The organism is Autumnicola patrickiae (genome assembly GCF_031846525.1).
Lineage (GTDB): Bacteria > Bacteroidota > Bacteroidia > Flavobacteriales > Flavobacteriaceae > Autumnicola > Autumnicola patrickiae.
The window spans coordinates 1-1,335 of the sequence record NZ_JAVRHM010000059.1; the positions used below are offsets into that span (position 1 = coordinate 1).

At 41.9% G+C, this 1,335-nt stretch carries 1 protein-coding gene; it reads left to right on the top strand.

What is annotated here, in order from left to right; genetic code table 11:
• The first annotated feature begins 88 nt into the window (after positions 1–88).
• On the top strand, positions 89–1,285 hold the full coding sequence (locus RM549_RS19310; RefSeq protein WP_311687745.1) for an IS256 family transposase: 1,197 nt from the start codon (positions 89–91) through the stop codon (positions 1,283–1,285).
• The last annotated feature ends 50 nt before the right edge of the window (positions 1,286–1,335 follow it).

Here is a 1,335-nt window from a genome sequence, read left to right on the forward strand (position 1 = left end):
AGGACTATCTCATAAACTGTGTAAATAGAAAAATAACAGGGGTCGCGACCCCTGTTATTTTTTTGTCTAATTTTAAATTTTACACAGTATGAAAAAAGAGGATTTATTTAACGATGAATTTTTGAAGCAGTTTAAAAGCGGTGATGAGCTCAATGGCTTTTTAAAGCAACTGCAAAAACGTGGCATTGAGAAAATGCTGGAAGGCGAATTGGATGGCCATCTGGGCTATGAGAAGAGCCAGAAGTCCAACAACCCCAATACCCGCAATGGTTTTGGCCAGAAAAAGGTACGCACTTCTTTCGGGGAATCCCAGATCCAGGTCCCCCGAGACCGGAATGCTTCCTTTAATCCGATGATTGTCCCCAAACGGGGCAATATGGTTGATGGTATTGAAAATGTCATCGTATCGCTCTATGCCAAAGGAATGAGCAATAGCGATATCGAAGAACAGATCAGGGAAGTTTATAATTTTGAAGTTTCCACTTCTACCATCTCCAGGATTACCGAGAAGGTCACCGAGGATATCGTGGCCTGGCAGAACCGTCCATTAGAACCCGTATATCTTATTGTTTGGATGGATGGGATCGTATTCAAGGTACGGGAGAACTCCAAGGTGATCAACAAGACAATATACATAGCAGTTGGGCTTCGCAGAGATGGAAAGAAAGAAGTATTGGGACTTTGGTTGGGTAAAAATGAATCTGCAGCTTTTTGGATGAGTGTCCTTACCGATATAAAATCCAGGGGAACCGAGGATATCCTTATCACGGCTACTGATAACCTAAACGGGTTTACCGATACCATCAGGAACGTATTCCCTGAGTCCAAAACCCAAATCTGCGTAGTGCATCAAATACGCAACGCCTGCAGGTATGTGGTATGGAAGGACAAAAAAGCCTTTACAGCAGATATGAAACATATCTACAACGCACCTAACCAGCAAGCTGCCAAAGCTGCCCTGGATGATTTTGCAGGGCTATGGGAAAGTAAGTATTCTTATGCTATAAAGAGCTGGAGAGATAACTGGGAAGACCTTACGGTATTCTTTGAGTTCCCCCTGGAAATAAGAAAGATCATTTATACCACCAACCTTATCGAGAACCTCAATGGTAAAATCAGGAAGTACACTAAAAATAAATTGTCTTTCCCTACCGATGAGGCAGTGATGAAATCGGTATATTTGGCTACAAGGGAAGCCACTAAAAAGTGGTCAATGCCAATTAGGAACTGGGGCATTATTTTAAATCAGTTCCTTACGATCTATGAAAAAAGGGTCAGACTTTAAAAAGTCCAACCCCTGTTATTTTAACTTTACACACTTTGCGGGATAGTGTC